The following is a 26670-nucleotide window of genomic DNA, read 5'->3' on the forward strand; positions in this document are numbered from 1 at the left end:
AGCGACAAGCGAGTGAGATCATGAACCGGCAAGTGACGAAGGCGGTTTTTCCCGTGGCGGGTCTTGGGACGCGTTTTCTTCCCGCGACGAAATCGATTCCGAAGGAGATCATGACGCTGGTGGACCGGCCGCTGATCCAATACGCGATCGACGAGGCGCGGGCGGCCGGGATCACCGATTTCATCTTCGTGACCTCGCGCGGCAAAAGCGCGCTCGAGGATTATTTCGACCACGCCCCGCATCTGGAGGACTCGCTGCGCTCGAGGGGCAAGGACGACCTGCTGGAGATCCTGCGCAGCACCGACATGGAAAGCGGCGCGATCGCCTATATCCGCCAGAAGATGGCGATGGGGCTGGGCCATGCCGTGTGGTGTGCGCGGCGGCTGATCGGCAACGAGCCCTTCGCGGTGATCCTGCCCGATGACGTGATCGCGGCCGAGACGCCCTGCCTGCAGCAGATGACCGAGGCCTATCGCGAGACCGGCGCGAACATGGTGGCGGCGATGGAAGTGCCGCCCGAGAAGGCCTCGGCCTATGGCATTCTCGATGTCGCGCGGGACATGGGCGACAGGGTGCTGGTCAAGGGGATGGTCGAGAAGCCGAGCCTCGAGGAGGCGCCCTCGAACCTGGCGGTGATCGGGCGCTATATCCTGACGCCGAAGGTGCTGCACAATCTCGACCAGAACCTGCGCCGCGAGCGGTTCGGGGCCGGGGGCGAGCTGCAGCTGACCGACGCCATCGCAGAGGAGATCGACGGGCAGGGGGTGTACGGTTACCGCTTCGCGGGGCAGCGCTTCGATTGCGGCTCGAAGGCGGGGTTCCTGCAGGCGACGGTATCCTTCGCGCTGGCGCGGCCCGAGCTGAAGGGCGAGTTCGAGGACTACCTGCGCGCCCGGTTCGCCCGGCCGGAGGCGGCGGAATAGGTCGATGGCGCATGTTCTGGTGACGGGCGGGGCGGGCTATATCGGCGCCCATGCCTGCAAGGCGCTCGCGCGCGCGGGCCATGTGCCGGTGTGCTATGACAATCTCTCGACCGGCTGGGCCGAGGCGGTGAAGTTCGGCCCGTTCGAACGCGGCGATCTGGCCGACCGGGCGCGGCTTGACGCGGTCTTTGCGGCCTACCGACCCGTGGGCGTGATGCATTTCGCGGCCTTCAGCCAGGTCGGCGAGGCGATGCGCGACCCGGGCAAGTACTGGCGCAACAATGTCGGAGGCTCGCTTGCGCTGATCGAGGCGGCGGTGGCGGCGGGTTGCCTCGACATGGTCTTTTCCTCGACCTGCGCGGTCTATGGCGACCAGGACGGGGTGACGCTGGACGAGGACAGCGCCCAGGCGCCGCTGAACGCCTATGGCGCGTCCAAGCGCGCGATCGAGGACATGCTGCGCGACTTCGAGGCAAGTCACGGGCTGAACTCGGTGATCTTCCGCTATTTCAACGTGGCGGGCGCGGATCCCGAGGGCGAGGTCGGCGAGGCGCACGACCCCGAGACCCATCTGATCCCCGTGATGCTCGAGGCGATCGAGGGCCGGCGCCCGGCGCTGACGATCCACGGCACCGATTATCCGACGCCGGACGGGACCTGCATCCGCGACTATATCCATGTCAGCGATCTGGTGGCGGCGCATGTTCTTGGTCTGGGCTGGCTGCTGGCGGGCAAGGGCAGCCGGGTCTTCAACCTCGGCACCGGGACCGGCTATTCGGTGCGCGAGGTGATCGAGGCGGCGCAGGCGGTCACCGGCTGTTCAGTGCCCCATTCCGAGGGGCCGCGCCGGGGCGGCGACGCGGTGCGGCTGGTCTCGGGCAGCGCCCGCGCCGAAACAGAGCTTGGCTGGAGCCCGACCCGCTCGGACCTGCCGACCATGATCGAGGATGCCTGGAAATGGTTCCGCGGCGGAGGCTATGCAACCTGACACGGGGGGCGAGGGGCCGGTGCCCCCGCCTTCGCTTCGCCGCGCATGCTCGGGTCGCCCCGATCCCGTAAGGGCCGCTTGCGCCGATCCGGTGCCTGCGGGCCGGGCGACGGACTGGTCGTTCCAATCCGCCAGTCCCGGTCCGTGGCGCGACAGGGCAGGCATGCCGGACGCGCCCCGATGATCGGGGCCATCGTCAGCGGTCTCTAGCTGCAACGATCCGGGTCTTCGGGGGCAGAGGTCGGCCCGCAGGCCGATCGATCAGGCTGCCTGAGACGCCGCCGCCTCGGTCAGGACCGCATGCAGCGTGGCCGGGTCTGTATTGGCGCGCAGCTTGGCGCAGATCGTGCTGTCACGCAGGGTGCGCGAGACCAGCGCCAGCGCCTTGAGGTGATCGACGCCGGAATCCTGCGGCGCGAACAAGGCGAAGATCAGGTCGACCGGCTGGCGGTCGACGGCGCCGAAATCGATCGCCTTTTCCAGCCGGATGAAGGCGCCGCGGACCCGGTCGATTCCGGAGAGCCGGGCATGCGGCAGGGCGACGCCCTGGCCGACACCCGTCGGCCCGAGGCTTTCGCGTTCCTGCAAGGCGTCGACCGCGTCTCCAGGGGGAAGGGCATAGGCCGCGTGGGCGACCTCTCCGAGTTCCTGGAACAGCCGCTTCTTGCTGGACATGGTGCCAAAGACGCGGACGGCTTCGGGGGTGATGAGCGTGGATAGCTGCATGTCACTCTCGCTTCGGACGCGCCGCGCCCGGGATAAGGGCGCGGCCTGGTCAGCTGCGGGTCAGGGCTCGATCCAGCCCACATTCCCGTCTTCGCGGGCATGCACGACGTTGATCTTGCCCGTCTTTTCGTTGCGGAACACCAGAAGCGGAGCGCTTGTCAGTTCCATCTGCATGACCGCCTCGCCCACGGAAATCGACGGAATCTGGGTTTCCATCTCGGCGATGATCATCGGCTGGAGACTGTCGGTCTCGTCCCCTTCCTCGGTCGAGGCAAGGATATAGGCCGAACCGCCGGAAAGCTCCACAGGTTCCGAGCGGTCGCGGTGATGGTCCTTCAGCCGGCGCTTGTGGCGGCGCAGCTGCTTTTCCATCTTGTCGCAGCAGCTGTCGAAGGCGGCATAGATCTCTGTCGCCTGGGCGCTCGCCTGAGCGGTCAGGCCGGTCGACAGATGCACTGTCGCTTCGCAGACATATTGATGGGCATTGCGCGAGAAGACGACATTGGCGTCGGTTGCCCGGTCGGCATATTTCGAGACCGCCGCGCTCAGCTCGTCCTTGACATGGGTCTGCAGAGCCTCGCCGATATCGATCTGTTTGCCGCTGATCTGGTACAGCATTGTTCCTCCTGAGATTGCCTGCAGACGCAGGGTTGCCCTCCGTTAAGGCCGGGGCGCGGCGGGGTCAACGGGAACAAGGAGTTCGGTCACCGTGTTCAGCCGTTCCGCGCCTGCGGCCGGCGCATGGCGGAAGGATCTGGCGTCACGCGCATTTGGCGCCAGATCGCCCGGCGATGTCAACGGTCCCGCCATGGCGCCGGCCGGTGATGTCGCCGCCGGACAACAGCGCCCGTCGCGGCCGGCCGGGAGAGGCGGGCAGACCCCCGGCAGATCCCCGGCGCGACGCCCGGCCGCGCCCGGCTGCGGCAGACAGAAGCAGATGATTCGATCTGGTCGCGGGCGGGGTCAGGTGATGCGGAAACTCTGGCCGAGATAGACCCGGCGCACGTTCTCGTCGCGGATCACTTCCTGGGTGGTCCCGCTCATCAGCACCCTGCCGTCGTGCAGGATATAGGCGCGGTCGACGATTTCCAGCGTTTCGCGGACATTGTGGTCGGTGATCAGAACGCCGATGCCCCGGGTCTTGAGATCGGCGACCAGGGCGCGGATTTCGCCGACCGCAATCGGGTCGACCCCGGCGAAGGGCTCGTCGAGCAGCAGATAGCTGGGGTTGGCGGCAAGACAGCGCGCGATCTCGACCCGGCGCCGCTCGCCGCCCGACAGCGACAGCGCGGGCGCGCGGCGCAGATGCTCGATGGAGAATTCCGACAGCAGTTCCTCGAGGCGCTCGCGGCGCTTGTGGCGGTCAGGTTCGACGATCTCGAGCACAGCCCTGATATTGTCCTCGACATTCAGCCCGCGAAATATCGAGACCTCCTGCGGCAGGTAGCCGATGCCCAGCCGGGCGCGGCGATACATCGGCAGCATGGTCACGTCGCGGCCGTCGAGCAGGACCTTGCCGCCCTCGGGCGTCAGCAGCCCGGCCACGGCATAGAAACAGGTGGTCTTGCCCGAGCCGTTCGGGCCGAGCAGCGCGACCACCTCGCCGCGGTCGAGCCGGAGGCTGACATCGCGGATCACCGGGCGGCGGCGATAGCTCTTGCGCAGATCGACGATCCGCAATCCGCCGGTGGGGCCGGGCATGTCGAAGGCTGTCGTGCCGTCGGCCATCACTTCTTGTCCGAAGGGGTCAGAACGGTGCGCACGCGGCCCTCCATGGCGCCGGTGCCGCGGGTGAGATCGACCACCAACCTCTGGCCCTCGATCGCATTGCCATCCTGGGTCAGGAGCACATTTCCGGTCATCACGACGGTCGCCGCGCCGATATCGTAGACGGCCTCCTGTGCCTCGGCCGCTTCGGCGCCCAGCGTCAGCACGACCGAGCCCGACGCTTCGAGCCGCGAGATCTTGCCGCTGCCAGCGCCGCCCGCGCCATAGACGACCAGCATCCGTTCGGCCGCGAGGCGCATCTGCCCCTGGCCCACCACCACATCGCCCGTGAAGACGGCGGTGCCGTCGCCCTGATCGACGCTGAGGCTCTCGGCGGTGACCTCGACCGGCAGCGAGGAATCGTGTTCGAGCGCCCCAAAGGCGATTTCGGCTCCCTGCGCCCCGGCCCCTGCCGGGATCGCCAGGACCAGAGCCAGCGCCGCCAGACCTGCGCGTACCGACAACATCGGATCCTTTCCGCTAGTTTTCGGGCTCATATACCAGCCTCACGCCATCCTTGAAAACCAGAAGATACCTGCCCTCGTGATCGGGGTCGGCGCGGAGCGTCATGCGTCCTGCCTCGATCCGGCCAGGCGGCCCGTCCGCGTTCACCGGCCCGTCGGCCTCGACATCGGTATCCGCGAAGGCCGAGCGCAGGCGGTCTGTCTCGATTCTGTAGCCAGTCGAGGTCGAGATCCGGGCATCGCCCTCCAGCACGGCCACCTGATCGGCGGTGTCGACCGAACCGGTCCTGGCTTCGATTTCGGCCGAGCTGCCATCGGGCAGATCGAGCCGTGCCTGCATGTTCGAGGCCTCGCTCCGGCCGGGGCTGTCGGGATCGGCCCTGGCCGTGTCGGCCCGCACCGAGATCGCCGTACCGTCGCGGGTGACGCCTGCATAGTTGGGCGCGCCCAGCCGCTGGTCGCGCAGGATCCCCTCGATCTCGACCTTCGCATAGGGCGGCAGCCCGTCTTCGCCGCCCTTGCCATGGTCGCGCGAGATCATGAAAATTGTCGACAACAGACCCAGCGCGGCCAGCGGAAGCACGATCTTGGCCGCCGCGATGAACCGGGAATAGGCGTTGTCATGGGCCTGCATGCGTCATGCGACCCCGGCGCGCAGGCAGTCATGGATATGGAGGATGCCGCCCGGCCGCCCGTCCGCCCCGACGGCGAAGAGGCAGGTGATCTTGCGTTCGTTCATCAGCGCCACCGCCTTCTCGGCCAGCACGTCGGGCGAGATGGTCAGCGGGTTGGCGGTCATCACCTCGTCGACGCTGCGTTCGAGCAGGCCCGCCATGTGGCGGCGAAGGTCGCCATCGGTCACGACCCCGGCCAGCCGGCCGTCAGGGGTGGTCACGCCGACCACGCCAAAGCTCTTGCGGCTCATCACGATCAGCGCCTCGGCCATGCCGGTGCCCGTCGCGACCAGCGGAATGTCCTCGCCCTTGTGCATCAGGTCCGCGACCTTCGACAGCCGCGCGCCCAGCTTGCCGCCGGGGTGGAATTCGCGGAAATGCTCGGGCGTGAACTGGCGGTGCTCCATCAGCGCCACGGCCAGCGCGTCGCCAAGCGCCAGCGTCATCGTCGTCGAGGTGGTGGGGGCCAGGCCCATCGGGCAGGCCTCGTCGGCGGATGGCAGCAGCAGCGCCACATCGGCCTGGCGCAACAGCGTGCTGCGGGGCCGGCCCGCGACCCCGATCAGCGGAATGCCGAAGCGGCGGGTATAGGCCACGATATCGGCCAGCTCGGGCGTCTCGCCCGAATTCGACAGGACGAGGCAGACATCGCCCCGCGCCACCATGCCCAGATCGCCATGGCTGGCTTCGGCGGGGTGGACGAAATGGGCGGGCGTTCCGGTCGAGGCGAAGGTCGCCGCGATCTTGCGCGCCACATGGCCCGACTTGCCCATGCCCGAGACGATGACCCGGCCGGTGGCGCCGAGGATGGTCTCGACGGCGCGGATGAACTCCTGGTCGAGGCCCTCGGCTAGGCGATGGACGGCGTCGGCCTCGATCCGCAGGACGCGGCGGCCGATGGACAGGCAGGTTTCGGGTGTCATGGTCTCAATGTGCGAAGATGTCGGTCTCGGGCCAACCGGAAAGGTCGAGCCGGGCCCGGGTGGGCAGGAAATCGAAACAGGCCCGGGCGATCTCGCTGCGGCCCTCGCGGGCCAGCATGCCGTCCAGCACCTCTTTCAGACGGTGCAGGTAGAGCACGTCCGAGGCGGCATAGTCGAGCTGCGCCGGGCTCAGCATGGCCGCGCCCCAGTCCGAGCTTTGCTGCTGTTTCGATATGTCGATCTCGAGCAGTTCCTGCAGCAGGTATTTCAGCCCGTGCCGGTCGGTATAGGTGCGCACCAGCTTCGAGGCGATCTTGGTGCAATAGACCGGCGCGGTGGTCACGCCGAAGGTATGTTCGAGAATCGCGATGTCGAATCGGCCGAAATGGAACAGCTTCAGCGTGTCCGGGTCGGCCAGCATCCGGGTCAGATTCGGCGCCTCGGTCTGGCCCTGGGCGATCTGCACCATATGCGCGTCGCCGTCGCCCGCCGACATCTGCACGAGGCAGAGCCGGTCTCGATGCGGGTTGAGCCCCATCGTCTCGCAGTCGATGGCAACAATGGACCCGAGATCGAGATCGTCGGGCAGGTCATGCTTATGAAGGAAATTCGCCACGTCTTCCCCTGACTTTAGGGGAAATCCCCCGGCTATTGGGGTTGGTGCCCAGGAGAGGACTCGAACCTCCACGTCCTTGCGAACACTAGCACCTGAAGCTAGCGCGTCTACCAATTCCGCCACCTGGGCAGGTGTCGTGAGGCGGTGATCTATAGGTGCCCGCAGACGGTGTCAACGACGATTTTCGCATTTCGATACGATCTCTTGCTTGGGGCGCCCGGCCCCTATATTCGGTTGCATACCATCATATGCCAGGGAGGCGTATCTCCATGTCCAAGCTTGTCACCATCTTCGGCGGGTCGGGCTTTGTCGGCCGCTATGTCGCGCGGCGCATGGCGCGCGCCGGATGGCGGGTGCGCGTGGCGGTGCGGCGCCCCAACGAGGCGCTGTTCGTCCGCACCTATGGCGCGGTGGGGCAGGTCGAGCCCGTGCTGTGCAATGTCCGCGACCGCGATTCGGTCCGGCAGGCGCTTCAGGGCGCCGAAGCGGCGGTGAACTGCGTCGGCATCCTCGCCGAATCGGGGCGCAACACCTTCGGGCTGGTGCAGCATTACGGCGCGCTTCACATCGCCGAGGAGGCGCGGGCTGCGGGTGTGGCGCGGCTGGTGCAGATCTCGGCCATCGGCGCCGATATCGACTCGGACAGCGCCTATTCCGAGACCAAGGGTCGCGGCGAGGCGGCGGTGCGCGAGAGCTTCCCCGATGCGGTAATCCTGCGGCCTTCGCTGGTCTTCGGCCCCGAGGACCGCTTCTTCAACAGATTCGCGCAGATGGCCCGCTTCTCGCCGGTGCTGCCGGTGGTGGGCTGCTATACCCGGTTCCAGCCGGTCTATGTCGACGATGTCGCCGCTGCTGCGGCGACGGCGGCGATGGGCGAGGCTGCGCCCGGCATCTATGAACTCGGCGGTCCCGAGATCCGGACCTTCGGCGAACTCATGGAAGAGATGCTCGAGGTGATCGGTCGCCCGAACCGGATCGTGCTGCCGCTGCCGCTGGCGCTGGGCGCCGCGATGGGGTGGGCCTTCGATCTGGTGCAGTCGCTGTCGCTGGGGCTGCTCGAGAACAAGGTCGTGACCCGCGATCAGGTCCGCAATCTCGGGCGCGACAATGTCGTGGGCGAGGGGCTGCCCGGGCTGGCCGAGCTTGGCATCCAGCCCACCGCGATGGAGGCGGTGTTGCCGGAATACCTGTGGCGCTACCGCCCCGCGGGCCAGTTCTACGAGATCCGCGAGGCGGCCAGGCGGCTCAAGCCCTGATCAGCTGTAGGCGATCCAGAGCAGGACGAGGCCGAGGATCACCCGGTAGATCACATAGGGCGTGAAGCTGACCGACCGCGCAAGCCGCATCATGACGGCCAGCGCGGCCAGCGCCGCGACGAAGGTGAAGCCGGCGGCGATGGCGCCGTCGCGCAGCACCGCCATGTCGGCCTCGGCCGCCGCCTTGCCGCCGACCAGCACCGCCGAGGCCAGGATCGTCGGGATCGACATCAGCATCGACAGCCGCGCGGCACCCACCCGGTCATAGCCCAGCATCCGCGCCCCGGTGATGGTGATGCCCGAGCGCGAGGTCCCCGGGATCAGCGCCAGCACCTGCCAGAGCCCCATGATGACGGCGTGTTTCAGCGTCCAGCTATTGGCCTTTCGGGTCGCGGGAAACCGGGTGTCGGCGACCCAGAGCACGAGGCCGAAGATTAGCATCGTCCAGCCTATCACCGCGATGCTGCGCATCATGTCCTCGAGCCCGGTCAGTTCCAGCACCAGCCCGACCACCATCACCGGGATGGTGGCGATGATCAGGCACAGCGCGAGAAAGGCGCCGGGTGTGTCGATCTGGCCGCGCGCGACACGGGTCAGCCCACCGAGCGCCAGCATCGCGTCCTTGCGGAAGTAGAGCACGACGGCGGCAAGCGTGCCCACATGCACCGCCACGTCGATGATATGGCCCTGATCGGCCATGCCGGTCAGGCCCGGCAGCAGGATCAGGTGGCCCGAGGAGGAAATCGGAAGAAACTCGGTGATGCCCTGGATCACCGCGATCAGAAACAGGTGGAAAAGCGTCATGGAATGGCCCGGAGGTTCAGGATGGCGCCCAGCATAGGGACGTGATTCGGAAAGGGAAGACTTCGCTATAGGTCATAATTATTGACCTAAAAATGCAGCTTTCAGTGCCCCAAGGGGTGGCGAGCCCTAAATTTCTTGCAAATAAGACAGCACTACTGACTTTTCATGGCCGGGCTTCCTCCGTATAGAAATTTTCCGAAGGTCCCGACCCATCCTGGAAGGAAAGGCAATGGCGCAGCAAAAGATGCTTCAGTTCGTCCGCGTGGCGAAAGAGACGCCGGACAAACGCGAGGCTGGAGACCGTGCGAAGGATTTCGGCGAGATCTACGCCGAATTCGCGGCCGAGAAGGCCGCCGAGCAGGCCTCGCGCTGTAGCCAGTGCGGCGTGCCGTTCTGTCAGTCGCACTGTCCGCTGCATAACAACATCCCCGACTGGCTGAGGCTGACCGCCGAAGGCCGTCTGGAAGAGGCCTATGCGATGAGCCAGGCCACCAATACCTTCCCCGAGATCTGCGGACGGATCTGCCCGCAGGACCGGCTTTGCGAAGGCAATTGCGTGATCGAGCAGTCGGGCCATGGCACCGTGACCATCGGCGCGGTCGAGAAATACATCACCGACACCGCCTGGGACGAGGGCTGGGTGCCGCCGATCGCGCCGACCGAGGAGCGCAGCGAAAGCGTGGGCATCATCGGCGCGGGCCCGGGCGGGCTGGCGGCGGCTGACCGGCTGCGGCGTGCGGGCCTGCAGGTGACCGTCTATGACCGGCACGACCGGGCGGGCGGGCTGATGACCTATGGCATTCCCGGCTTCAAGCTGGAAAAGGACATCGTCATGCGCCGCGTGGCGCAGCTCGAACAGGGCGGTGTCGAATTCGTGCTGAACTGCAATGTCGGCACCGATATCAGCTTCGACGCGATCCGCGGCAAGCATGACGCGGTCCTGATCGCGACCGGCGTCTACAAGGGCCGCGATCTGACCGGCCCCGGCGCGGGCGCGCAGGGCATCGTTGCCGCGCTGGATTACCTGACCGCCTCGAACCGGGTCAGCTTCGGCGACGAGGTGCCGGAATACCTGTCGGGCGAACTCAATGCCGAGGGCAAGCGGGTGGTCGTGGTCGGCGGCGGCGATACCGCCATGGACTGCGTGCGCACCGCGATCCGCCAGGGTGCGGTCAGCGTGAAATGCCTCTACCGCCGCGACCGCGCCAACATGCCGGGCTCGCAGCGCGAGGTGCAGAATGCCGAGGAAGAGGGCGTGGACTTCGTCTGGCTCTCGGCGCCGAAGGGCTTTGCCGGAGATCCGGTCAGCTCGGTCATGGTGCAGAAGATGCGGCTTGGCCCGCCGGATGCCACGGGGCGGCAATCGCCCGAGGTGATCGAGGGCGCCGATTATGCCGAGCCCGCCGATCTGGTGATCAAGGCGCTGGGCTTCGAGCCCGAGGACCTCCCCGCGATGTGGGGCGAGGACGAGCTGGAAGTGACCCGCTGGGGCACCGTGAAGGCCGATTTCCGCAGCCACGAGACCTCGCTGCCGGGCGTCTTCGCGGTCGGCGACATCGTGCGCGGCGCAAGCCTGGTCGTCTGGGCGATCCGCGACGGGCGCGAGGCGGCCGACAGCATCCTCGACTTCCTGGCGCAGCCCGCCCAGGTCGCGGCGGAATAGGAGGCCAGGCGATGTCCGACACCACCCTGAAGGGGCAATGTCTCTGCGGCGCCGTCACGGTCGAGATCGAGCCGGCGCAGCAGGTGCTTGGCGCCTGCCATTGCGCGATGTGCCGCAAATGGACCTCGGGCCCGCTGATGGCGGTCCATACCACGCAGCCGATCCGGGCCGAGGGCCCGGTCAAGACCTATGCCTCGTCGCAATGGGCCGAGCGCGCCTTCTGTCCGGAATGCGGCTCGTCGCTCTGGTACGCCTTCACCGCCGAAGGCGCGCACAAGGGGCATTGCTTCGTCTCGGCGGGGCTCTTCGAGGGCACCCGCGACCTGCCGCTGAGCTCGGAGGTCTATATCGACAGCAAACCTGCCGGCTATGCCTTCGCCGGCGATCACGTGCGGTTGACCGAGGCCCAGATGATGGCCGCCGCCGCAGACGGAATGAGCATGGGCTCGACGGGCTCCGAAGGAGAACAGCAATGACCAAATACGATGCCGCCTGGGTTGCCCGGGAAGAAGCCAAGCGGGCTTTCGTGGCCGAGAACGGTCTTTACAGCCCCGAAGATGAACACTCGTCCTGCGGGGTCGGCCTCGTCGTCGCCATCGACGGCAAGCCCTCGCGCAAGGTGGTCGAGAACGGGATCGACGCGCTGAAGGCGGTCTGGCACCGCGGCGCGGTCGATGCCGACGGCAAGACCGGCGACGGCGCGGGCATCCATGTGCAGATCCCGGTGCCGTTCTTCTACGACCAGATCCGCCGCACCGGCCACGAGCCCCATGCCGACCGGCTGATCGCCGTGGGACAGGTCTTCCTGCCGCGCACCGATTTCAGCGCGCAGGAGGTCTGCCGGACCATCGTCGAGACTGAAGTGCTGCGGATGGGCTACTATATCTACGGCTGGCGCCACGTCCCGGTGAATACCGACGTTCTGGGCGAGAAGGCCAACGCGACCCGGCCCGAGATCGAGCAGATCCTGATCTCGAATTCCAAGGATGTCGACGAGGAGACCTTCGAGCGCGAGCTTTACGTGATCCGCCGCAGGATCGAGAAGGCCGCCGCCGCCGCCCAGGTGCCCTCGCTCTATATCTGTTCGCTGAGCTGCCGGTCGCTGATCTACAAGGGCATGATGCTGGCCGAGCAGGTCGCCGAATTCTATCCCGACCTCAAGGACGACCGCTTCGAGTCGGCCTTCGCGATCTATCACCAGCGTTATTCGACCAACACCTTCCCGCAATGGTGGCTGGCCCAGCCGTTCCGGATGCTGGCCCATAACGGCGAGATCAACACCCTGAAGGGCAACCTCAACTGGCTGAAAAGCCACGAGATCCGGATGGCCTCCTCGGCCTTCGGCGAACTGGCCGAAGACATCAAGCCGATCGTGGCGCAGGGCTCGTCGGATTCGGCCGCGCTCGATTCGGTGTTCGAGGTGCTGGTCCGCGCCGGGCGTAACGCGCCGATGGCCAAGACCATGCTGGTGCCGGAGGCCTATTCGAAGCAGACCACCGACGAGATGAAGCCCGCCTGGCGTGACATGTACGCCTATGTGAACTCGGTGATGGAGCCCTGGGACGGACCGGCCGCGCTGGCCATGACCGATGGCCGCTGGGTCTGCGCCGGGCTCGACCGGAACGGCCTGCGCCCGCTGCGCTATGTCGTCACCGGCGACGGGCTGCTGATCGCAGGCTCGGAAAGCGGCATGGTTCCGACCGAGGAAGCCGCCGTCCGCGAGAAGGGCGCGCTTGGCCCGGGGCAGATGCTGGGCGTCGACATGGCGAGCGGCAAGCTGTTCCGCGACAGCGAGATCAAGGACATGATGGCCGCGAGCCAGCCCTTCAGCGAATGGCTCGACACCGTGTCCGAGATCGACGAGGTGCTGGGCGATCTGCCCGAGAAGCCGCTTTTCGACGGGGCGGACCTGCGCCGGCGGCAGATCTCGGCCGGCTACACGATCGAGGAAATCGAATCGATCCTGATGCCGATGGCCGAGGACGGCAAGGAGGCGCTGGCCTCGATGGGCGACGACACGCCCTCGGCGGTGCTGTCCGAGAAATACCGCCCGCTCAGCCATTTCTTCCGGCAGAACTTCAGCCAGGTCACGAATCCGCCGATCGACAGCCTGCGCGAATACCGGGTGATGAGCCTCAAGACCCGCTTCGGCAACCTGCGCAACGTGCTCGATGAGGATGGCAGCCAGACCCGGATCGTGATCCTGGAAAGCCCGTTCCTCGGCAATTCCCAGTTCGACGAGCTGGTGAAGCATTTCTCGGTGCCGATGGCCGAGATCGACTGCACCTTCCCGCCGGGCGCGGGGCCCGAGGCGCTGCGCCTCGGTCTGCAGCGGATCCGCAACGAGGCCGAGGACGCGGTGCGATCGGGCGCGGGCCATATCGTGCTGACCGACCATCACCAGGGCGAGGAAAAGGTCGCGATGCCGATGATCCTCGCGACCTCGGCCGTGCATAGCTGGCTGACCCGCAAGGGGCTCCGGACCTTCTGCTCGCTGAACGTGCGCTCGGCCGAATGCGTCGACCCGCATTACTTCGCGGTGCTGATCGGCTGCGGCGCCACCACGGTGAACGCCTATCTCGCCGAGGACACGCTGGCCGACCGCATCAGGCGCGGCCTGCTGGATTGCAGCCTGACCGAGGCCGTCGGCCATTACCGCAAGGCCATCGATCTGGGTCTTCTCAAGATCATGTCCAAGATGGGCATCTCGGTGATCTCGTCCTATCGCGGCGGGCTCAATTTCGAGGCCGTGGGGCTGTCGCGCGCGATGTGCGCCGAATACTTCCCCGGCATGCACAGCCGCATCTCGGGCATCGGCGTCACCGGCATCCAGCGCAAGCTGGAAGAGGTGCACCGTCTGGGCTGGAAGGGCGGCCAGGACGTGCTGCCGATCGGCGGCTTCTACAAGGCCCGCCGCACCGGCGAACGTCACGCCTGGGAAGCCAGCAACATGCATATGCTGCAACAGGCCTGCAACACGGCGTCCTTCGAGGTGTGGAAGCAGTATTCGGCCGCGATGCGCGCGACCCCGCCGATCCATCTGCGCGACCTGCTCGACATCAAGTCGCTGGGCAAGCCGGTGCCGCTGGAAGAGGTCGAATCGATCACCTCGATCCGCAAGCGCTTCGTGACGCCCGGCATGTCGCTGGGGGCGCTTTCCCCCGAGGCGCACAAGACGCTGAATGTCGCGATGAACCGGATCGGCGCCAAGTCCGATTCGGGCGAGGGCGGCGAGGATCCGGCGCATTTCTACCCGGAACCCAATGGCGACAACCCCTCGGCCAAGATCAAGCAGGTGGCCTCGGGCCGGTTCGGTGTCACCGCCGAATACCTGAACCATTGCGAAGAGCTTGAGATCAAGGTGGCCCAGGGCGCCAAGCCCGGCGAGGGCGGCCAGCTTCCGGGGATGAAGGTCACCGACCTGATCGCGCGTCTGCGGCACTCGACCAAGGGCGTGACCCTGATCTCGCCGCCGCCGCATCACGACATCTACTCGATCGAGGATCTGGCCCAGCTGATCTACGACCTCAAGCAGATCAACCCGCGCTGCAAGGTGACGGTCAAGCTGGTGGCCTCTTCGGGTGTCGGCACCATTGCCGCCGGCGTGGCCAAGGCCAAGGCCGACGTGATCCTGATCTCGGGCCATAATGGCGGCACCGGCGCCTCGCCCGCGACCTCGATCAAATATGCCGGTCTCCCGTGGGAGATGGGCCTGACCGAGGCGCATCAGGTCCTGTCGATGAACAACCTGCGCGAGCGGGTGACGCTTCGGACCGATGGCGGGCTGCGCACCGGACGCGACATCGTCATGGCCGCGATGATGGGGGCCGAGGAATATGGCATCGGCACCGCCGCGCTGATCGCCATGGGCTGCATCATGGTCCGGCAGTGCCAGTCGAACACCTGCCCGGTGGGCGTCTGCACCCAGGACGAAAAGCTGCGCGGCAAGTTCACTGGCAATGCCGACAAGGTGGTGAACCTCATCACCTTCTATGCCCAGGAAGTGCGCGAGCTGCTCAGCCAGATCGGCGCGCGGTCCATGGACGAGATCATCGGCCGCTCGGATCTCCTGAACCAGATCAGCCGCGGCTCGGCCCACCTTGACGATCTCGACCTCAATCCGCTCCTGATCCAGGTCGATGCCAATGACCGCCCGACCCTCGACCGCACCCGGTCACGGACCGAGGTGCCGGACACGCTCGATGCCGAGATCCTGCGCGATGCCGCCCCCTTCTTCGAGGATGGCGAGAAGATGCAGGTGTCCTACGCGGTGCGGAACACCGACCGGACCATCGGCACCCGGGTCTCCAGCCTCATCGTCCAGCGCTTCGGCATGCGCAACAAGCTGCAGCCCGACCATCTGACCGTGAAACTCGCGGGCAGCGCCGGGCAGTCGCTGGGGGCGTTCGGCGCGCCGGGGCTCAAGATCATCGTCGCGGGCGATGCCAATGACTATGTCGGCAAGGGTCTGTCGGGGGCGACCATCGTGGTGCGCCCGCCGCTCAGCTCGCCGCTGGTGGCCTCCGAGAACACCATCATCGGCAACACCGTTCTTTACGGCGCGACCGACGGGTATCTCTTCGCGAAGGGCCGGGCGGGCGAACGTTTCGCGGTGCGGAACTCGGGCGCAAAGGTGGTGGTCGAGGGCTGCGGCTCGAATGGCTGCGAATACATGACCGGCGGGATCGCGGTGATCCTCGGCACCATCGGCGCCAATTTCGGCGCGGGCATGACCGGCGGGATGGCCTATCTCTACGATCCCGAGGGCGCGGTTGCCGAGAAGGTCAATCCCGAGACGCTGGTCACCTGCAAGATCACGGTGCAGCATTGGGAAGCCGAGCTGAAGGCGCTGATCGCGCGGCATGTCGACGAGACCGGCAGCCCCAAGGCGCGCGACATCCTCACCCATTGGGAGCTGGAAAAAGGCAACTTCCTGCAGGTCTGTCCGAAGGAGATGCTGCCGCATCTGTCCCACCCGCTGGGGATTGAGGAACGCGCGGTTCCGGCGGAATAAGGCCTGTTCCGGCCTGAAAGCTCCGACCCCCGCCGCCGAAGGGCGCGCGGGGGTCACTCGTTCTTGAACCCTGGCGGGGTTCTTCCGCGGACCGCGCCTCCCCACCTTACCGGGTAACCGTAGCCAGGAAAGGAGAGGGATATGGCCGATCTGATTGCCGTGGCCTTCGACGATGAAAGCAAGGCCTTCGATATGCGGGGCGAGCTGGTCCGGATGCAGAAGGACTATCTGCTCGACATGGAGGATGTGGTCGTCGTGACCCGCAACGACGAGGGCAAGGTCAAGCTGCACCAGGCGGTGAACCTGACCGCGGCCGGCGCCGTGGGCGGGTCGTTCTGGGGGCTCTTGATCGGGTTCCTGTTCCTCAATCCGCTGCTGGGGCTTGCCGTGGGGGCGGGTGCGGGCGCCATCAGCGGCGCGCTCGGCGATATCGGGATCGAGGACGATTTCATGAAGGAGCTGGGCGAGAAGCTGACTCCCGGCAGTTCGGCGCTGTTCGTCCTCGTGCGCAAGGCCACCGGCGACCGCGTGATCGAGCGGCTGCGCGAGGTCAATGCCGAGGGCCGCATCCTGCGCACCTCGCTGTCGAAGGAAGACGAGGCGACGCTGCGCGAGGTGCTCGAGAAAGGTCACGCGACGGCAGAGTGATCCGGCCCGCCTGCCGCGACGCCGGGGCGCGGACCGGCTGAGCTTTCAGGGGTCTTCCGGGGCTGCGGGGCGGTGGTCAAGCGCCGCGGCCTCGGCTATCACGCGGGCATGGCGAAACCGACGAAAACGACCGGCTCGAAAACGACGGCGAAAACTGCCGGGACCAGGTCTGCCGGGGCGAAAAACTCCGGAAAGAAGACCGCACGGCGCGACAGCAAGGCCGCGGCCTCCCCCCTGCCGCTGCGCCAAAGGCTGCGCCGGCTCGCCCGGCGCGGGGCGCTCGCGGCGCTTGGGCTGGTGGCCCTGGTGCTGATCGCGCCAGGTCTCATCAACCCGCCGACCACGCCCACCATGATGTCCGAGCGGATGCGGCTTGGCGATATCGACCAGAAATGGGTGCGGCTCAGGGATGTCGCTCCTGCGATGCCGCGCGCGGCCGTCGCTGCCGAGGATGCGAATTTCTGTCGGCACTGGGGCTTCGACATGGGTGCGATCCGCGGCGCGCTCGAGGCGGGCGGGCGCTATGGCGCCTCGACCATCAGCCAGCAGACCGTCAAGAATGTCTATCTCTGGCAGGGGCGCAGCTGGCCGCGCAAGGCTCTCGAGGCGCTGCTGACGCCGATGATCGAGCTGACCTGGTCCAAGCGGCGCATTCTCGAGGTCTATCTCAACGTGGCCGAATTCGGCGAGGGCGTGTTCGGCATCGACGCCGCCGCCTGGCATTATTACGGCATCCCGCCCTCGAAGCTGTCGCGCTCGCAGGCCGCGCGGCTGGCGGTGCTTCTGCCGAACCCGAAGGACCGCGATCCGAACCACCTGTCGCCGACCTTGTTGCGCCGGGCCGATCAGATCGAGGAGGGCGCTGCCACGATTCTTGCCGACGGTCGGTCGGATTGTTTCGACCATTGAAAATTCGCGGCCGAGAGGTCATGAAGACCGACAGGTCAACCGTCAGGGAGTCCGCATGAACCGCCTCTACCACATGCCGCTGTCACCGTTCTGCCGCAAGGTTCGCCTGGTGCTTGCCGAGAAGCGCATCGAGGTCGAGCTGGTCGAGGAACGTTACTGGGAACGCGACGCCGATTTCATGCGCCGCAATCCGGCCGGAAAGGTGCCGGTGCTGCGGATGGACGGGCGCACCATGGCCGAAAGCCAGGCGATCTGCGAATATCTCGACGAGGCCTTCCCCGAGCCCTGCCTGTTGCCCGGCAGCCCGGCCGAACGCTGCGAGGCGCGGCGGCTGGTATTCTGGTTCGACGACAAGTTCCACCACGAGGTGACCTCGAAGCTGCTCTATGAGCGGGTGAACAAGAAGGTCACCAAGTCGGGCTATCCCGACAGCCGCAACGTCAAGGCGGGCGCGACGGCGATCAAGTACCATCTCGACTACATGGGCTGGCTGCTGGATCAGCGGCGCTGGCTTGCGGGCGATGTGATGACGCTGGCCGATTTCGCGGCGGCGGCGCATCTGTCCTGCCTCGACTACATCTCGGATGTCGACTGGAACCGCAATGCGGCGGTCAAGGACTGGTATGCCAAGATCAAGTCGCGGCCGGCCTTCCGCAATATCCTGGCCGATCAGGTGCCGGGCTTCCCGCCGCCCAGGCATTACGCGAATCTCGACTTTTGAGCGCGGCGCTCAAAGACCGCCTCGCCGCCCGGGCCCGCGAAGAGGGGCTGGCGGCGATGGGGGTCTGCCGCCCTGACGCGATCCCCGAGGCGGCCGGACGGCTGGCCGCGTTCGTGGCAAAGGGACGTCACGGCCAGATGGGCTGGATGGCCGAGCGCATGTCCTGGCGCGGCGATCCCGCGACGCTCTGGCCCGAGGCACGCTCGGTCGTGATGTTCGCCGAGCCCTATACCCAGGACCATGACCCGCTGGCCGCGCTGGACCGGCCCGACCGTGCCGCGATCTCGGTCTATGCCCAGAACCGCGACTATCACGACGTGCTGAAGAAGCGGCTCAAGCGGATCGGGCGCTGGTTCCTGGACCAGGCGCCGGGCCACCAGATCAAGGTCTTCGTCGATACCGCCCCGGTGATGGAAAAGCCGCTGGCCCAGGCCGCGGGGCTGGGCTGGCAGGGCAAGCATACCAACCTGCTGGGCCGCAGCCTTGGCAACTGGTTCTTTCTGGGCGCGCTCTTCACCACCGTCGAGCTGCCCGCCGATCCGCCCGAGACCGGGCATTGCGGCACGTGTACCGCCTGTCTCGATGCCTGCCCGACCGGCGCCTTTCCCGCGCCCTACCAGCTCGATGCGCGGCGCTGCATTTCCTACCTGACGATCGAGCACAAGGGCCCGGTCGATCCCGCGCTCAGGCCGCTTCTGGGCAACCGGATCTATGGCTGCGACGACTGCCTCGGCAGCTGTCCCTGGAACAAGTTCGCCGTCGCCGCGACCGAGGTGAAATATGCCGCCCGCCCCGATCTGATCGAGCCGCCCCTGGTCGAGCTGGCCGGTCTGGACGACGCGGCCTTCCGCGCGCGGTTCTCGGGCTCGCCGATCAAGCGGATCGGGCGCGGCCGCTTCGTGCGCAACGTCTGCTACGCGATCGGCAATTCGGGCGATCCGGGGCTTGCCGCCGTGCTCCGGCCGCTTTGCGCGGATGACGACCCGGACGTGGCCGAGGCCGCGGGCTGGGCGCTGGCGCGGCTGGGCGGGGCGGCGCCGGCCTGAAGCTCCCGGTCCGGTCCGGGGCTTGCAAAACCCGCGCGGGGGCGTATGGACGGGCCGACCCCCCTCAAGACCCGAGCCGTTCATGAACCCGTCCCGCGCCATTGGCCTGAAACTTACCTCCGTCACGCTTTTCGTGGTGATGTCGGCCCTGATCAAGGCTGCCTCCGAACAGGGCATCCCGCCCGGCGAGACGGTGTTCTTCCGCTCGCTCTTCGCGCTGCCGGTGATCCTGGTCTGGCTGGTCTGGACCGGGCAGCTGGGCGCGGGGCTGAGAACGAAGGACCCGCTGGGCCAGTTCTGGCGCGGGCTGGTGGGCGGCACCGCGATGGTGCTGAACTTCGCGGCGCTGGGCATCCTGCCGCTGCCCGAGGCGACGGCGATCAGCTATTCCGCGCCGCTGCTGGTGGTGATCTTCGCGGCGATGTTCCTGGGCGAGAAGGTGCGGCTGTTCCGGCTGTCGGCGGTGGCGCTGGGGCTGCTTGGCGTCGTGGTGGTGCTCAGCCCGCGGCTGTCCGCCTTCGGCACCGATGCCACGGATGCGCGCGCGACGCTTGGCGCGGTGGTTGCGCTGGGCGGGGCTGCCTCTGCGGCGCTGGCCCAGGTCTTCGTGCGCAGGCTGGTCCAGACCGAACGGACCTCGGCCATCGTGTTCTGGTTCTCGGTGGTGGCGACGGTCCTGTCGCTGTTCACCATCCCCTTCGGCTGGGTCATGCCCTCGGTGCCGGTCGCGGCGATGCTGATCCTGGCCGGGCTGATCGGCGGGTTTGCCCAGATCTGCCTGACCTCTGCCTATCGTTATGCCGAGGCCGGGCTGGTGGCGCCCTTCGACTATGCCTCGATGCTGCTGGCGCTGGTGATCGGCTATTTCGTCTTCGCCGAGGTCCCGACGCCGATGGTGCTGATCGGCGCCGGCCTGATCATCGCGGCCGGCGTCGTCATCATCTGGCGCGAACGCCAGCTGGGTCTGGAACGAGGCCGCGCGCGCAAGGGGGTCACCCCCCAGGGCTGAGGCGCGCGGCCCGGTCTGCGCCTCAGGCGCGGACGTGTTTCTCGTAGGTCTCGGCGATGTCGTGGGTCAGCGCGCCGACCTCGAAACTGTAATCGCCGATCTCGGCCACCGGGGTCACCTCGGCGGCGGTGCCGGTCAGCCAGCACTGCTCGAAGCCTTCCAGCTCCGCGGCCTCGATATGGCGCTCATGCACGGTCACGCCCTTCTCCTGCAGCAGGCCGATCACGGTCTGACGGGTCAGCCCGTTCAGGAAGCAGTCGGCCTTGGGCGTATGCACCTCGCCATCCTTGACGAAGAAGATGTTCGCGCCGGTCGCCTCGGCCACATAGCCGCGATAGTCGAACATCATCGCATCGGTGCAGCCCTTGGCATGCGCCGCGTGCTTGGACATGGTGCAGATCATGTAAAGCCCCGCCGCCTTGGCCTGGCTCGGCACGGTTTCCGGGCTCGGCCGCTTCCATTTGGAAATGTCGAGCTTGGCGCCCTTCATCTTGGCCGCGCCGTAATAGGCGCCCCATTCCCAGACCGCGATCGCCATCCGGACCGGGTTCTGTTCCGAGGCCACGCCCATGTCGGGGCCCGATCCGCGCCAGGCCAGCGGACGCACATAGCAGTCGGTCAGCCCGTTCGCCTTAATCACCTCGGCCTTGGCGTCCTCGATCTGGTCGACCGTATAGGGGATCTCGAAGTCGATCATGTTGGCCGAGCGCTTGAGGCGCTCGGAATGCTCGCGCGACTTGAAGATCTTTCCGCCATAGGCCCGCTCGCCTTCGAATACCGCGGAGGCGTAATGCAGGGCATGGGTCAGGATGTGCACATTGGCCTCGCGCCAGGGCACCAGTTTCCCATCCATCCAGATAACGCCGTCGCGGTCATCGTAGCCAGTCATGGCCTTCGTCCTCTTCTTTTCCCCCTCTGGGGTCCTGATTTCTGAAAATTGCTGATCTTAAGTCCGCATCGGACATAATGTTGCGCAAATTTCACCGCTCGCTACCAGTTGAGTCTTGGAAAGTCAACAAGGCTGACATAAGATTGCTGAAATTTCGGTCACGATGCGAAAGACGGGAGGTTGCGATGGCCCAGATCGCCCCGGCGGTTGCCCAGAAGAGCGGCGAAAGCCTGCTGTTTCTGACGGACGAACAGTTGCGAAAGGGGATCGAGGCGATGTTCTTCGCCTATCGCGGCTTCACCGCGGATCCCGACCGGATTCTCGAGGAACGGGGCTACGGCCGGGCCCATCACCGGGCGGTCCATTTCATCCACCGGGCGCCGGGGACCACCGTCAACAACCTGCTCTCGATCCTCGGCGTGACCAAGCAGTCGCTCAACCGTGTGCTGCGGTCGCTGATCGAGGACGGGCTGGTCGAAAGCCGGGTCGGGCATCGCGACAAGCGCGAACGCCACCTCTATCTGACCGAGGCCGGGCTCGATCTCGAACATCATCTCTCCGACGCGCAGCGCGCGCGGATGCGCGATGCCTATCGCGCCGCGGGCCCTGCCGCGGTGGCGGGCTTTCGCCAGGTGCTCGAGGCGATGATGGATCCCGAGATGCGCCGCCATTTCCACCGTATCACCGAGCGCGGGTCATGATGGGCGAGGCCGAGCTTCACCTTCTGATCGTCGACGACGATGAGCGGATTCGCGAGTTGCTGCGCAAGTTCCTGATGCGGCAGGGCTTCTGGGTCAGCACCGCACGCGATGCCGATCATGCCCGCAAGCTGTTGCAGGGGCTCGAATTCGATCTGATCGTGCTTGACGTGATGATGCCGGGCGAGGATGGCATCGCGCTGACCGGCGCGCTCCGGCAGGCGATCACGACGCCGATCCTGTTGCTGACCGCGCGCGGCGAGACCTCGGACCGGATCCGGGGGCTCGAGGCCGGGGCGGACGACTATCTGCCGAAGCCCTTCGAGCCGAAAGAGCTTCTGCTCAGGATCAACGCCATCCTGCGCCGGGTGCCGCAGCTGCGCCCCGAGAACGAGCTGCCGCAGGTGCTGCAACTGGGCCCGGTCCGCTACGATGTCGGCCGGGGTGAGCTGTGGCAGGGCGAGGAGCGGGTCAGGCTGACCGCGACCGAGGCCCAGCTGATGAAGATCTTCTCGGCCAGTCCGGGCGAGGCGGTCAGCCGGACCCGGCTGGTAGAGGAGCTGGGCCGCGATGGCGGGCAGGCGCAGGAACGTGCCGTCGACGTGCAGATCACCCGGCTTCGCCGCAAGATCGAGAACGACCCGAAACAGCCCCGCTATCTGCAGACCGTGCGGGGCGAGGGCTACATGCTGGCGCCCGACTGATCCCGACACTAATCCCGCCCGGCGCCCGGCGCCCGCGTCCGTTCCGGCCCGGCGGAGGCTACTTGAGCGCGGGGCTTGCCCGCAGGCGGCGTGCCCGCGTAGCCTTGGGCCATGACCACGGCGTTCCTGACCCATCCGGACGGGCTCGATCACGCGACCCCGCCCGGCCATTCCGAATGTGCCGGCCGGCTGCGCGCCGTGACCGGGGCGTTGTCGGCCGGGCGTTTCGCGGGGCTTCTGCGCGCCGAGGCGCCGCTGGCTGACGAGGCAGACCTGCTGCGCGCCCATCCGCAGGCCCATATCGACGCGGTCAGGGCCGCGATCCCGGCCGGGGGCACGGCGCCGCTCGATCCCGATACCCATGTCTCGCCCGGGTCGTACCGGGCGGCGCTCCGGGCGCTGGGCGGCGTGTTGCGGGCGGTCGACATGGTGATGGCAGGCACGGCCGCCAATGCATTCGTCGCGATGCGTCCGCCCGGCCATCACGCCGAACCGGCGCGCGCCATGGGCTTCTGCCTGTTCTCGAACATCGCCATCGCCGCGAAATACGCGCTCGACCGGCATGGGCTGTGCCGCGTCGCGGTCGTCGATTTCGACGTGCATCACGGCAACGGCACCCAGGACGTTCTTTGGGACGAGCCGCGCACGCTCTTCGTCTCGAGCCATCAGATGCCGCTTTATCCCGGCACCGGCGAGGCGGCCGAGACCGGCATTGCGGAGAATGTGCTGAATCTGCCGCTGGCACCCCGCAGCGACGGGCGGGCCTTCCGCGCGGCCTTCGAGGCCCATGCGCTGCCCCGGCTCGACGCCTTTGCCCCGGATCTTGTTCTGGTCTCGGCCGGGTTCGACGCCCATGCCGCCGATCCGCTGGCCGAACTGGCCTGGCGGGTCGAGGATTTCGCCTGGATCACCCACCGCCTCTGCGACATCGCGGAGACCCATTCGGGGGGGCGGCTGGTCTCGACACTGGAGGGCGGATATGATCTTGAAGCCTTGGGGGCCTCTGCGGCGGCCCATGTGGCGGTGCTGATGGAGCGGGGGGCATGACGGAAAAAACCATCGGGGAAATGACCTTCGAGGATGCGATGCGGGCTCTGGAAGAGGCCGTCGCCGCGCTTGAACGCGGTGACGTGCCGCTGGAAGAGTCGATTGCGCTCTCCGAACGCGCGATGAAGCTGCGGCAGCATTGCGAAGCCAAGCTGCGCGATGCCGAGGCCAAGATCGAGGCGATGACGCTTGACGCGTCGGGCAACCCCACAGGGACGAAACCGGCCGAAGGTCTTTGACAGCGATGTTCCAGTCCAGCCTGAAATCCGCCGCCGAGCGGATCGAGACGCGTTTGACCGAGGCGCTTGCGGGGGCCGCCGACCAGCCCGTCACCCATGCGATGCGCTATGCCGTCTCGGGCGGCAAGCGGCTGCGCGGTTTCCTGGTGCTCGAGTCGGCCGCACTTTACGGCATCGCGCCCGAGGCGGCGGTCGATGCCGCGGCGGCGGTCGAGGCGCTGCATGCCTACAGCCTCGTGCATGACGACATGCCCTGCATGGACAATGACGACCTGCGCCGGGGCCAGCCCACGTTGCATGTCAAATGGGATGAGGGCACCGCGCTTCTGACCGGCGATGCGCTGCAGACGCTGGCTTTCGATCTGCTGGCCGCGCCCGCCTGCCATCCGGACCCGGCGGTGCGGATCGACCTTGTGGCCTCGCTGGCGAAGGCCTCGGGCATCGACGGCATGGTGCTGGGCCAGGCTCAGGACATCGCCGCCGAGACCGCCGGCCGGCCGCTGACGCTGGACGAGATCACCGCGCTTCAGGCCAACAAGACCGGCGCGCTGATCCGCTGGTCGGCCGAGGCGGGCGCCCGTCTGGCCGGCGCCGATACCGGCCCGCTCACCGCCTATTCCACCGCGCTCGGCCTTGCCTTCCAGATCGCCGACGACATTCTCGATGTCGAGGGCGACGCCGCCAAGACCGGCAAGCGGGTCCACAAGGATGCCGAGGCCGGCAAGGCGACCTTCGTGTCGCTTCTCGGGCTCGACGGTGCCCGCGCCCGGGCCCGCGCCCTGGTCGAGGAGGCCGAGGCCGCACTTTCTTCCTTTGGCGGGCAGGCCGATCCGCTGAAGGCCGCCGCCCGTTTCGTCATTTCCCGCGAGTCATAATCCAGGTAACGCCCAGGGAGGGCTGTCCCAGTGAATAACCGCCCGAATACCCCGCTTCTCGACGGGATCGCCAGCCCTTCGGATCTGAAGGGGCTCTCGGATGCCCAGCTCGCGCAGGTCGCGCAGGAGCTCCGGCAGGAGGTGGTCTCGGCAGTCTCCGAAACCGGTGGGCATCTGGGAGCGGGGCTTGGCGTGGTCGAGCTGACCGTGGCCCTGCATGCGGTCTTCGACACCCCCCGCGACAAGCTGATCTGGGACGTGAGCCATCAGTGCTATCCGCACAAGATCCTGACCGGGCGCCGCGACCGCATCCGCACGCTGCGCCAGCAGGGCGGGCTGTCGGGTTTCTGCAAGCGTTCGGAAAGCGAATTCGACCCGTTCGGCGCGGGCCACAGCTCGACCTCGATCTCGGCCGCGCTGGGCTTTGCCGTCGCCCGCGATCTGGGCACCGCGCCCGAGGCCGGCGTGGGCGATGCCATCGCGGTGATCGGCGACGGCTCGCTCTCGGCCGGGATGGCCTATGAGGCGCTGAACCATGCGGGCCATCTGGGCAAGCGGCTGATCGTGATCCTGAACGACAACGAGATGTCGATCGCACCGCCCGTCGGCGCCATGTCGCGCTATCTGAACCGGCTTTACGCGGGCGCGCCGTTCCAGGAATTCAAGTCCATCGCCAAGGGCGCGATCAAGCACCTGCCCGAGCCCTTCCAGGAGGGCGCCAAGCGCGCCAAGGATCTGGTCAAGCAGGTCACCGTCGGCGGCACGCTGTTCGAGGAGCTGGGCTTTTCCTATGTCGGCCCGGTCGACGGCCACGATCTCGAACAGTTGCTGGCGATCCTGCGCACCGTCAAGACCCGCGCCACCGGCCCGATGCTGATCCATGCGATCACCAAGAAGGGCAAGGGCTATGCCCCGGCCGAGAACGCGCCCGATTGCGGCCATGGCGTCTCGAAATTCGACATCGAGACCGGGGTCCAGAAGAAGACCCCCGCCAATGCGCCAAGCTATACCAAGGTCTTCGCCGAGGCGCTGATCCGCGAGGCCCGCGCCGACCGCAAGGTGGTGGCCGTCACCGCGGCGATGCCCGACGGCACCGGGCTGAACCTCTTTGCCGAGCGCTTCCCCGAACGCATCTTCGATGTCGGCATCGCCGAGCAGCATGCCGTCACCTTCTCGGCCGGGCTGGCGGCGGGCGGGCAGAAGCCCTTCTGCGCGATCTATTCGACCTTCCTGCAGCGCGGCTATGACCAGATCGTCCATGACGTCGCGATCCAGCGGCTGCCGGTGCGCTTTGCCATCGACCGCGCGGGGCTGGTGGGCGCCGATGGCGCGACCCATGCCGGGGCCTTCGATACCGCCTTCCTCGCGAACCTGCCGGGGATGGTGGTGATGGCCGCCGCCGACGAGGCCGAGCTTGTGCATATGGTCGCGACCGCCGTCGCCCATGACGAAGGCCCCATCGCCTTCCGCTATCCGCGCGGCGAAGGCGTGGGCGTCGAGCTTCCCGAAAAGGGCGTGCCGCTTGAAATCGGCAAGGGCCGCATCGTCCAGGAGGGCAAGCGCGTCGCGCTTCTGAGCTTTGGCACCCGGCTGAAGGAGGTCCGCGAGGCTGCCAAGGCGCTGTCCGCCGAAGGGATCGAGCCTACCATCGCCGATGCCCGTTTCGCCAAGCCGCTGGACGAGGAGCTGATCCTGCAGCTGGCTCGCGAGCATGAGGCGCTGATCACCATCGAGGAGGGCGCCATCGGCGGCTTCGGCAGCCATGTGGCCCAGCTTCTGGCCGAGAAGGGCGTCTTCGACGAGGGGCTCAAGTTCCGCTCGATGGTGCTGCCCGATACCTTCATCGACCATGCCAGCGCCGAGGCGATGTATGCCGATGCCCGGCTGAACGCGGCCGATATCGAGGCCAAGGTGCGCCAGGTTCTGGCCGGCGGTGCGGCGCAGGCCGCGCTTCGGGCCTGACGAAAGCAGGGCCCGGGAAAGTAAGCCCTGCGAAAATCGGGCCTGAGACGTTGCTTGAAAGTCGGGCGCCCCGACGCGGGCGCCCGGGCCGATGCAAGCGCTGAA

At 67.1% G+C, this 26670-nt stretch carries 26 protein-coding genes and 1 tRNA gene; 17 read left to right on the forward strand and 10 right to left on the reverse strand.

Annotated elements, in window-relative coordinates; genetic code table 11:
* Window positions 1–20: 20 nt before the first annotated feature.
* Together galU and galE are read left to right on the forward strand one after the other, a co-directional pair.
* Window positions 21–923, forward strand: coding sequence for a UTP--glucose-1-phosphate uridylyltransferase GalU (gene galU, locus B5V46_RS00665; protein ID WP_080614802.1), 903 nt, complete (start codon window positions 21–23; stop codon window positions 921–923).
* Between the two features lie 4 nt (window positions 924–927).
* The gene (galE, locus tag B5V46_RS00670) at window positions 928–1911 is read left to right on the forward strand and encodes a UDP-glucose 4-epimerase GalE (protein WP_080614803.1); all 984 of its coding nucleotides are present in this window, start codon (window positions 928–930) and stop codon (window positions 1909–1911) included.
* Window positions 1912–2172: 261 nt separating this feature from the next.
* On the opposite strand, the gene B5V46_RS00675 is transcribed toward galE, so the two are convergent.
* The 8 genes from B5V46_RS00675 to B5V46_RS00710 all read right to left on the reverse strand — a co-directional run bounded on the left by B5V46_RS00675 (window position 2173) and on the right by B5V46_RS00710 (window position 7210).
* Entirely contained in the window at window positions 2173–2637 is a 465-nt protein-coding gene (locus tag B5V46_RS00675; RefSeq protein ID WP_080614804.1) for a PTS sugar transporter subunit IIA, read from the reverse strand.
* Window positions 2638–2697: 60 nt separating this feature from the next.
* A complete protein-coding gene (gene hpf, locus B5V46_RS00680; protein WP_080614805.1) occupies window positions 2698–3255 on the reverse strand; it encodes a ribosome hibernation-promoting factor, HPF/YfiA family in 558 nt (185 codons plus the stop codon).
* 345 nt (window positions 3256–3600) lie between these two features.
* Entirely contained in the window at window positions 3601–4365 is a 765-nt protein-coding gene (lptB, locus tag B5V46_RS00685) for an LPS export ABC transporter ATP-binding protein (RefSeq protein WP_369822800.1), read from the reverse strand.
* Window positions 4365–4871 (reverse strand): lipopolysaccharide transport periplasmic protein LptA, encoded by a 507-nt coding sequence (lptA, locus tag B5V46_RS00690; RefSeq protein WP_080614806.1) that lies wholly within the window; start codon window positions 4869–4871, stop codon window positions 4365–4367. Before lptA ends, lptB begins: the two co-directional genes overlap by 1 nt.
* A 13-nt stretch (window positions 4872–4884) precedes the next feature.
* The gene (gene lptC / locus B5V46_RS00695; RefSeq protein WP_080614807.1) at window positions 4885–5502 is read right to left on the reverse strand and encodes an LPS export ABC transporter periplasmic protein LptC; all 618 of its coding nucleotides are present in this window, start codon (window positions 5500–5502) and stop codon (window positions 4885–4887) included.
* 3 nt (window positions 5503–5505) lie between these two features.
* Window positions 5506–6465 carry an SIS domain-containing protein gene (locus B5V46_RS00700; protein WP_042457780.1) on the reverse strand — a complete coding sequence of 320 codons (960 nt, stop codon included), beginning with the start codon at window positions 6463–6465 and terminating at the stop codon, window positions 5506–5508.
* A 4-nt stretch (window positions 6466–6469) separates the two neighbouring features.
* A complete protein-coding gene (locus B5V46_RS00705) occupies window positions 6470–7081 on the reverse strand; it encodes a ribonuclease D (RefSeq protein WP_080614808.1) in 612 nt (203 codons plus the stop codon).
* Window positions 7082–7123: 42 nt separating this feature from the next.
* Window positions 7124–7210 (reverse strand) — tRNA-Leu (locus tag B5V46_RS00710).
* A gap of 140 nt (window positions 7211–7350) precedes the next feature.
* Between B5V46_RS00710 and B5V46_RS00715 the strand changes: the two genes are divergently transcribed.
* Window positions 7351–8337 carry a complex I NDUFA9 subunit family protein gene (locus tag B5V46_RS00715; protein WP_080614809.1) on the forward strand — a complete coding sequence of 329 codons (987 nt, stop codon included), beginning with the start codon at window positions 7351–7353 and terminating at the stop codon, window positions 8335–8337.
* On the opposite strand, the gene B5V46_RS00720 is transcribed toward B5V46_RS00715, so the two are convergent.
* On the reverse strand, window positions 8338–9141 hold the full coding sequence (locus B5V46_RS00720) for an undecaprenyl-diphosphate phosphatase (RefSeq protein ID WP_080614810.1): 804 nt from the start codon (window positions 9139–9141) through the stop codon (window positions 8338–8340).
* A gap of 229 nt (window positions 9142–9370) precedes the next feature.
* Between B5V46_RS00720 and B5V46_RS00725 the strand changes: the two genes are divergently transcribed.
* From B5V46_RS00725 to B5V46_RS00760, 8 genes are all read left to right on the forward strand, one after another.
* The gene (locus B5V46_RS00725) at window positions 9371–10804 is read left to right on the forward strand and encodes an NAD(P)-dependent oxidoreductase (RefSeq protein ID WP_080614811.1); all 1434 of its coding nucleotides are present in this window, start codon (window positions 9371–9373) and stop codon (window positions 10802–10804) included.
* Between the two features lie 11 nt (window positions 10805–10815).
* Window positions 10816–11280, forward strand: coding sequence for a GFA family protein (locus tag B5V46_RS00730; RefSeq protein WP_196774303.1), 465 nt, complete (start codon window positions 10816–10818; stop codon window positions 11278–11280).
* The gene (gene gltB, locus B5V46_RS00735; RefSeq protein WP_080614812.1) at window positions 11277–15818 is read left to right on the forward strand and encodes a glutamate synthase large subunit; all 4542 of its coding nucleotides are present in this window, start codon (window positions 11277–11279) and stop codon (window positions 15816–15818) included. Before B5V46_RS00730 ends, gltB begins: the two co-directional genes overlap by 4 nt.
* 141 nt (window positions 15819–15959) lie before the next feature.
* Window positions 15960–16466, forward strand: a complete 507-nt coding sequence (locus tag B5V46_RS00740; RefSeq protein ID WP_080614813.1) for a DUF1269 domain-containing protein — start codon at window positions 15960–15962, stop codon at window positions 16464–16466.
* A 108-nt stretch (window positions 16467–16574) separates the two neighbouring features.
* Window positions 16575–17375: a monofunctional biosynthetic peptidoglycan transglycosylase gene (gene mtgA / locus B5V46_RS00745; protein WP_080617892.1), complete on the forward strand. Its 801-nt coding sequence runs from the start codon at window positions 16575–16577 to the stop codon at window positions 17373–17375.
* A 55-nt stretch (window positions 17376–17430) separates the two neighbouring features.
* Window positions 17431–18096 carry a glutathione S-transferase family protein gene (locus tag B5V46_RS00750; RefSeq protein ID WP_080614814.1) on the forward strand — a complete coding sequence of 222 codons (666 nt, stop codon included), beginning with the start codon at window positions 17431–17433 and terminating at the stop codon, window positions 18094–18096.
* Window positions 18093–19142, forward strand: coding sequence for a tRNA epoxyqueuosine(34) reductase QueG (queG, locus tag B5V46_RS00755; RefSeq protein ID WP_080614815.1), 1050 nt, complete (start codon window positions 18093–18095; stop codon window positions 19140–19142). The genes B5V46_RS00750 and queG overlap by 4 nt, the downstream gene beginning before the upstream one ends.
* Before the next feature lie 82 nt (window positions 19143–19224).
* Entirely contained in the window at window positions 19225–20151 is a 927-nt protein-coding gene (locus B5V46_RS00760; RefSeq protein ID WP_080614816.1) for a DMT family transporter, read from the forward strand.
* A 22-nt stretch (window positions 20152–20173) separates the two neighbouring features.
* Here the strand turns inward: B5V46_RS00760 and B5V46_RS00765 are convergent, their stop codons facing one another.
* Window positions 20174–21040 (reverse strand): branched-chain amino acid aminotransferase, encoded by an 867-nt coding sequence (locus B5V46_RS00765; RefSeq protein WP_080614817.1) that lies wholly within the window; start codon window positions 21038–21040, stop codon window positions 20174–20176.
* A 185-nt stretch (window positions 21041–21225) separates the two neighbouring features.
* Here B5V46_RS00765 and B5V46_RS00770 point away from each other — a divergent pair, with 185 nt between their 5' ends.
* From B5V46_RS00770 to dxs, 6 genes are all read left to right on the forward strand, one after another.
* Window positions 21226–21741 carry a MarR family winged helix-turn-helix transcriptional regulator gene (locus tag B5V46_RS00770; RefSeq protein WP_080614818.1) on the forward strand — a complete coding sequence of 172 codons (516 nt, stop codon included), beginning with the start codon at window positions 21226–21228 and terminating at the stop codon, window positions 21739–21741.
* Complete coding sequence (locus tag B5V46_RS00775; protein ID WP_080617893.1) at window positions 21741–22442, forward strand: response regulator; 702 nt, start codon at window positions 21741–21743, stop codon at window positions 22440–22442. The genes B5V46_RS00770 and B5V46_RS00775 overlap by 1 nt, the downstream gene beginning before the upstream one ends.
* A gap of 111 nt (window positions 22443–22553) precedes the next feature.
* Window positions 22554–23489, forward strand: coding sequence for a histone deacetylase family protein (locus tag B5V46_RS00780; RefSeq protein ID WP_080614819.1), 936 nt, complete (start codon window positions 22554–22556; stop codon window positions 23487–23489).
* Window positions 23486–23728: an exodeoxyribonuclease VII small subunit gene (locus B5V46_RS00785; protein ID WP_080614820.1), complete on the forward strand. Its 243-nt coding sequence runs from the start codon at window positions 23486–23488 to the stop codon at window positions 23726–23728. The genes B5V46_RS00780 and B5V46_RS00785 overlap by 4 nt, the downstream gene beginning before the upstream one ends.
* 5 nt (window positions 23729–23733) lie before the next feature.
* Window positions 23734–24603, forward strand: coding sequence for a polyprenyl synthetase family protein (locus B5V46_RS00790; RefSeq protein ID WP_080614821.1), 870 nt, complete (start codon window positions 23734–23736; stop codon window positions 24601–24603).
* A 30-nt stretch (window positions 24604–24633) separates the two neighbouring features.
* Window positions 24634–26565, forward strand: coding sequence for a 1-deoxy-D-xylulose-5-phosphate synthase (dxs, locus tag B5V46_RS00795; protein WP_080614822.1), 1932 nt, complete (start codon window positions 24634–24636; stop codon window positions 26563–26565).
* Window positions 26566–26670: the final 105 nt, after the last annotated feature.

The organism is Rhodovulum sp. MB263 (assembly GCF_002073975.1).
Classification (GTDB): Bacteria; Pseudomonadota; Alphaproteobacteria; order Rhodobacterales; family Rhodobacteraceae; genus Rhodovulum.